The 5,244-nt window shown below is 32.7% G+C and carries 5 protein-coding genes and 1 pseudogene; 4 read left to right on the forward strand and 2 right to left on the reverse strand.

All coding sequences use genetic code 11. The annotated features are described in order from the left end of the window. From ACPC57_RS11245 to cadC, 3 genes are all read left to right on the forward strand, one after another. A partial coding sequence (locus tag ACPC57_RS11245; protein WP_434066982.1) for a C40 family peptidase occupies nt 1–484 on the forward strand: 484 nt, incomplete at its 5' end. 15 nt (nt 485–499) lie between these two features. Beyond that, the gene (locus ACPC57_RS11250) at nt 500–1,417 is read left to right on the forward strand and encodes a conjugal transfer protein (RefSeq protein WP_434066983.1); all 918 of its coding nucleotides are present in this window, start codon (nt 500–502) and stop codon (nt 1,415–1,417) included. A 151-nt stretch (nt 1,418–1,568) separates the two neighbouring features. After that, nucleotides 1,569–1,904: a Cd(II)-sensing metalloregulatory transcriptional repressor CadC gene (cadC, locus tag ACPC57_RS11255; protein WP_039670422.1), complete on the forward strand. Its 336-nt coding sequence runs from the start codon at nt 1,569–1,571 to the stop codon at nt 1,902–1,904. Between the two features lie 170 nt (nt 1,905–2,074). Here cadC and lspA read toward each other — a convergent pair whose 3' ends face one another. Continuing rightward, complete coding sequence (gene lspA / locus ACPC57_RS11260; RefSeq protein WP_434066984.1) at nt 2,075–2,584, reverse strand: signal peptidase II; 510 nt, start codon at nt 2,582–2,584, stop codon at nt 2,075–2,077. 220 nt (nt 2,585–2,804) lie between these two features. Between lspA and ACPC57_RS11265 the strand changes: the two genes are divergently transcribed. Further along, nucleotides 2,805–4,928, forward strand: coding sequence for a heavy metal translocating P-type ATPase (locus ACPC57_RS11265; protein WP_434066985.1), 2,124 nt, complete (start codon nt 2,805–2,807; stop codon nt 4,926–4,928). Between the two features lie 230 nt (nt 4,929–5,158). On the opposite strand, the pseudogene ACPC57_RS11270 reads toward ACPC57_RS11265, so the two are convergent. Further along, a pseudogene (locus ACPC57_RS11270) lies at nt 5,159–5,244 on the reverse strand (IS6 family transposase); the annotation flags it as partial.

Consider the following 5,244-nt stretch of genomic DNA (forward strand, 5'->3'; position numbering starts at 1 on the left):
CATCGTCATTCCTCCTGCTATCTTTTTCTATTATTCTACCTTATTTGATAGTAGATTTAAAACTTTGCAACAGAACCCTCAATACCTTACACCAGTTCAGTTTGATGATGAAACCGTACAAATCATTATGAATGAAGCATTGAAATATGAGGGCTACCCCTATGTGTTTGGTGGTTCTTCTCCCTCTACTTCTTTTGATTGTAGCGGATTGACACAATGGAGTTATGCCGTAGCTGGGATTCAACTTCCTAGAGTTGCACAAGCTCAATATGATGTAACTTCACATATCCCCTTATCAGAAGCCAAAGCTGGCGATTTAGTCTTTTTCCACTCGACCTATGACGCTGGTAGTTATGTGACACATGTTGGAATCTATGTTGGTAATAACCAAATGTACCACGCAGGTGATCCTATTGGTTATACCAACCTCACAGACAGCTATTGGCAAGCCCATTTAATTGGAGCTGGACGTATTATCAAATAGTAAGGAATTAATAAAATGAAAATCAAAATTGAACGAAAAGAAAAACCAGACAAACCAAAGAAGCAAAAACAGATTCCCACCATCAGAGTAGGAACACATAAAAAACTCACGATTGCCTTATGGGTATTACTGATAGGAAGTGTGAGCTTTGGAATCTATAAGAACTTTACAGCGATTGATATCCACACCGTCCATGAAAAAGAAATCATTGAGAAACAGGTTGTTGATACGAATAGTATTGAGAGCTTTGTAGAATCATTCAGCAAGGAATATTTCTCATGGCAACAGTCGCAAGATTCACAGACCAGTCGAAATGAACGGCTAAAGAATTATCTGACCGAAAACCTACAACAGTTAAATACTGAAATGGTTCGTTCTGATATTCCTACCAGTTCTATCGTTAACAGCTTTCAAGTATGGAGTGTGACACAGAATAATGAAAATGTCTATGATGTACTTTTTTCAGTAGGACAACAGATTACAGAGGGCGAGAACAAGAAGAATATAATTTCCACCTATACTGTTACTGTTTATGTTGATGAAGCTGGTAATATGGTAATCATTAAGAATCCTACTATCAATAGCAAACCCCAAAAGTCAAATTATGAAGCAGTTCTTTCTGATAGTGATGGAACGGTGGACGCTGTTACCACAGAGGAAATCAATAGTTTTCTAGACACATTCTTTAAGCTCTATCCTACTGCAACAGAAAAAGAGCTATCATACTATGTGAGTAATCAGGCTCTTGATGTAGTCAATAAAGACTATGTGTTTGTGGAACTAGTAAATCCAGTTTATACGCAAACAGACAATCAAATGACAGTTACTGTCACAGTGAAATACCTTGATAAAGAAACTAAGGTTACACAGCTATCCCAGTTTGAGCTGACTTTGCAGAAAAAAGAAAACTGGAAAATCATTAAAAATATTTAGCGAAAACTAATTAATTTAGGTTATGTTCTTTTGTATTTCTAATTACTGGAAAAAGCAAAAATAAATTGAACAATCATTAAAAGCATGATATCATTAGATTATATTCAAATATATGTTTGAATGTAATTTGTGAAAAGGAGCGTATCGAAACATGAAAGATATTTGTGAAAAAACTTGTTTTGATGAAGAAAAGGTTCAAAAGATTCAAACATCATTAGTCGATAAAAAATTAAACAATATTAGTCAAATTTTTAAAGCACTATCTGAAGAAACAAGAATAACTATTGCTTATGCTTTAACTTTAGAAAAAGAATTATGTGTTTGTGATATTTCAATTATCGTAAATTCAACAGTAGCAACTACTTCTCATCACCTAAAAATATTGAGCAAAGCGGGAGTAGTTCAAAATAAAAAGGTCGGGAAGATGGTCTATTATTCATTAAATAACTCCTTAGTGGAGAGATTAATCAAGGATATTGTACTATGAAAAATTTAGGATAAATACATCAATAACTTTCCTGCATTTCAAAAAATTCATACTAAATTAAAACCTCTCTTTATATTTTAAGCAAACTGATGTTAGTCCTAGTTTAAAAATTTAAGAGAGGTTTTTTCTGTTAATTTAGGCATAAATAAATCTTAAGCCTTAAGATGATATTACTTCTTTAATTTAGAACGGATATTAAAAGTTTTTATTGTTTCATCGATAATGAGTAAAAAAACTCCGCTAACTAGTAAAATGTCAGCGATGTTAAAAATAGGAAAGTTGTAATCTAAAATACGAAAATCCAAAGAATCACGTACAAATTGAAATAATAAACGATCAATAAAGTTACCTAACGTTCCAGCAATCATTAGTATTACTCCTATTTTTTGAACAATTTGGTAATCTTTAAGATTTTTAAAATACCACCCTAATAGTATCAATGCAATTATAGTCACTACATAAAAGAACGTCATATGCCCCTCTAAAACACTCCATGCTGCACCTGTATTTTGAGCATATGTTATCTTGAAAAAAGATGGAATAAGTTCTATTGATTCTCCTATTTGTAAGCTTGAAGTTAGCCAGATTTTTGATAGTTGGTCAATTAAAACGGCACTTATCATAATTCCCAGTAAAAGTAAATTTTGTTTAGAAATAATCTTTCCATTTAAAATCTTCATTAAAAACCTCCTTTTTGGTTGCTATTATAACATTTGCTTAGATTAATACAAGCATATATTTTTTTTATTCTAAATTTTAAATATTAGACAAGATTTTCTAGCTATAAACTTTTTTAAAATTTATTCAAACAAACACTTGAATGTTATTCTTTAATCTGGTATTATATATTTGTAAATATTCAAACAAACACTTGAATGTTATTGAAAAAGGAGGAGCTTTATGAGTAAAGCAAGTAAACAAACAACTTACCGTGTAGAAGGCTTATCTTGTACAAATTGTGCAGGAAAGTTTGAAAAAAATGTAAAAAATATTAGCGGAGTTACTGACGCAAAGGTAAACTTTGGAGCAGGCAAGATTACAGTTTATGGAGAAACTTCTATTAGTCAAATAGAAAAGGCTGGAGCATTTGAAAATTTAAAAATCTCTCCTGAAAAAGATTATTCCAACACACCATTAAAGAAAGAATCCTTTCTAAAAAAGAATTGGCATTTAGTTGTATCAGTAGTCTTCATTTTGTTAGCCTTTATTTCTCAAAATATTAGTGGAGAAGATTCAACGATTACAATTGCTCTGTATGTTGTCGCAATAATTATTGGAGGTTTTAGCTTATTTAAAGAAGGTATATCCAATTTATTAAAATTAGATTTTACAATGGAGTCACTAATGACTATTGCTATTATTGGTGCTTCCATCATCGGGGAATGGGCAGAAGGTTCTATTGTCGTAATCCTCTTTGCTTTAAGTGAAGTTTTGGAACGATATTCCATGGATAAAGCCAGACAATCGATTCGTTCATTAATGGATATTGCTCCCAAAGAAGCTTTGATACGCCGTAATAATGTGGAACAAATGATTGCGGTTAGCGATATTCAAATTGGGGATATTATGATTATAAAACCTGGGCAAAAAATTGCTATGGACGGAGTTGTCATAAAGGGCTATTCTGCAATTAATCAGTCCGCAATTACTGGAGAATCCATTCCAGTTGAAAAGAAAGTTGATGATGAAGTTTTTGCTGGAACATTAAACGAAGAAGGACTATTAGAAGTAAAGGTGACGAAACATGTAGAAGATACTACAATTTCAAAGATTATACATTTAGTTGAAGAAGCACAAGGTGAACGAGCACCAGCGCAAGCGTTTGTAGATAAGTTCGCGAAGTATTATACACCTATTATTATGCTTATTGCTTTGCTTGTTGCAGTCGTTCCACCTCTATTTTTTGGAGGTGATTGGGATACATGGGTATATCAAGGGTTATCTCTTCTAGTTGTAGGTTGTCCTTGTTCACTAGTAATTTCCACTCCAGTATCTATCGTTTCTGCAATTGGTAATTCAGCAAAAAACGGTGTTCTTGTAAAAGGTGGAATTTACTTAGAAGAAATTGGTGGACTACAAGCGATTGCTTTTGATAAGACAGGTACATTGACGAAAGGAAAACCAGTTGTAACTGATTTTATTCCTTATTCTCAACATATGGACGAACAGAAATCACTTTCAATTATTACAGCTTTAGAAACCTTGTCACAACACCCTCTTGCCTCTGCAATCATTTCAAAAGCTATGATTGATAATGTCGATTACAAGTCAATAGAAATTGATAATTTTTCATCAATCACTGGTAAAGGTGTTAAGGGTGATGTAGATGGTATAACCTATTACATTGGTAGCTCAAAACTTTTTGAATCTAGTTTAGAAAAATCTCAAAGTATATCTCAAACATACCAATCATTACAAAAGCAAGGAAAAACAGCTATGCTATTTGGAACAGAATCAAATATTTTAGCAATCATAGCTGTGGCTGATGAAGTTAGGGAATCTAGTAAAGAAGTTATTGCGCAACTTCATAAATTAGGGATTGCTCACACTATTATGCTAACAGGAGATAATAATGACACAGCACAGTTTATAGGTAAAGAAATTGGTGTTTCTGATATAAAAGCAGAGTTAATGCCAGAAGATAAACTTACTTACATTAAAGAATTAAAACAAACATACGGCAAAGTCGCTATGATTGGAGATGGTGTAAATGACGCCCCTGCCTTAGCTGCTTCTACTGTAGGAATAGCAATGGGGGGAGCTGGAACTGACACTGCTTTAGAAACAGCTGATGTTGCCTTAATGGGAGATGACTTAAAGAAATTACCATTCATTGTAAATCTTAGTCGAAAGACATTAAAAATCATTAAACAGAATATAACATTTTCTCTTGGAATCAAGTTATTGGCATTGCTATTAGTGCTTCCGGGTTGGTTAACATTATGGATTGCAATTGTAGCAGATATGGGTGCCACATTACTAGTTACATTAAATGGATTAAGATTAATGAAAGTCAAAAAATAATAATATACTAAAAATTATTTACAGATTACAATAACTAATGAAACTTACAAAGCAATAAAAAAACTACCGCTTTGTAAGTAGCTTTTCATGAAGTTTCTATTGTAATCTGTTTTTTCTTAATTTGTTAATTTTTCCAAAACAGCGGTAGCTTTTATAGAGGTGCTGTTATGTTTTGGGGTTCTGTTGCGAAGTTTGAAAATCAAACGAGCCCTCTCTGAACTCAGAATATCTTAGGCTGGTATTCCCATTAATACCTTGATTTCAGTAGACACCGAAAAGCCGAAGAGCGTTCCATTTCTTCGGTTCTTTTTATATA

Source organism: Streptococcus sp. VTCC 12886 (genome assembly GCF_049893425.1).
Lineage (GTDB): Bacteria > Bacillota > Bacilli > Lactobacillales > Streptococcaceae > Streptococcus > Streptococcus suis_AA.

Excerpts from the sequence above, each read along its gene's own strand:
- ACPC57_RS11250 (WP_434066983.1), top strand. The coding sequence starts at position 500 with ATGAAAATCAAAATTGAACGAAAAGAAAAACCAGACAAACCAAAGAAG.
- cadC (WP_039670422.1), top strand. The coding sequence starts at position 1,569 with ATGAAAGATATTTGTGAAAAAACTTGTTTTGATGAAGAAAAGGTTCAA.
- lspA (WP_434066984.1), bottom strand. The coding sequence starts at position 2,584 with ATGAAGATTTTAAATGGAAAGATTATTTCTAAACAAAATTTACTTTTA.
- ACPC57_RS11265 (WP_434066985.1), top strand. The coding sequence starts at position 2,805 with ATGAGTAAAGCAAGTAAACAAACAACTTACCGTGTAGAAGGCTTATCT.